Source organism: Micromonospora globispora (assembly GCF_003857015.1).
Lineage (GTDB): Bacteria > Actinomycetota > Actinomycetes > Mycobacteriales > Micromonosporaceae > Micromonospora > Micromonospora globispora.
On sequence record NZ_QGGF01000271.1, the window covers coordinates 1 to 1,163 of the forward strand.

1 protein-coding gene is annotated in these 1,163 nt (G+C 66.9%); it reads left to right on the plus strand.

Annotation, left to right across the window (positions count from 1 at the left end):
• Positions 1 to 99 precede the first annotated feature (99 nt).
• On the plus strand, positions 100 to 1,163 hold a 1,064-nt coding region (locus DKL51_RS12730; protein WP_124812069.1), incomplete at its 3' end, for an IS630 family transposase.

Below are 1,163 nucleotides of genomic sequence, written 5' to 3' on the forward strand. Positions count from 1 at the left end.
CTAGTGCCTCGTCTTTGAACGTTGATCGTGTAATCCGTCGGTTCTGAGGATGTGTCGGGCAGGCTGTCTCTCATCGTTCACGGTGGGAGGTGGTGGCCGGTGGGCAGACGCCCGGAGGTGTTCGTCCGTCAGGTGTCGATGGCCGAGGGTCAGCGGTTGCAGCGCATCGGTCGGACCGCGAAGGATCCGGTGAAGCTGCGCCGGGCGATCGTGGTGCTGATGTCCGCCCAGGGGCAGCCGGCGCCGGACATCGCTCACTTGCTCAAGACCAGCGAGGACTACGTGCGGGACGTGATCCACGCCTTCAACGAGCGGGGGTTCGACGCACTGGACCCAAAATGGAGCGGGGGCGCACCGAGACGGATCGATGAGCAGACCCGCGACTGGATCTGCGTCATCGCCCGGTGCGACCCCCGCTTCCTCGGCAAACCGTTCTCCTGCTGGTCACTGTCGAAGCTGCGCGACTACCTGATCGAGGCCGGCTACGTCACGACGATCAGCGTCGAGACCGTCCGGCGGATCCTGCACGAGCGCGGGGTGTCCTGGCAGGCCACCAAAACCTGGAAGGCCAGCACCGACCCCGACTTCACGGAAAAGATGCGCCGGATCCTGGACCTATACGACCACCCGCCCGCGGACGGCCGGGTGATCTGCGTCGACGAGTTCGGGCCGCTGAACCTGCAACCCCGCCCCGGCCGCGCCTGGCGATCCCAGGGAAAGCCGGCGCGACTGCGGGCCACCTACACCCGCGACCAGGGCGTCCGCCACATGATCGCCGCCCTCGACCTGGCCACCGGAAAGCTGCACTACCGCATCCGCGACCGTAAACGCTGGCGCGAGTTCCTGGCCTTCCTCAAGACGCTGCGCCGCCGCTGGCCCACCGAGAGGCTCTACCTGATCTGCGACAACTTCTCCCCGCACAAGCACCCCGAGGTCCGGGCCTGGTGCGCCGCCAACCAGGTGGAACTGGTGTTCCTGCCGACCTACGCGTCCTGGCTGAACTGGATCGAGGCCGAGTTCGCCGCCGTCCGGTACTTCGCCCTCAACGGCACCGACCACCGCAGCCACACCGAACAGGACGCCGCCATCGGCGACTACATCCGCTGGCGCAACCAGCGCGCCAAACCGAAAACGTCATTCGCCACCCGCTCCAAGATCCGCCA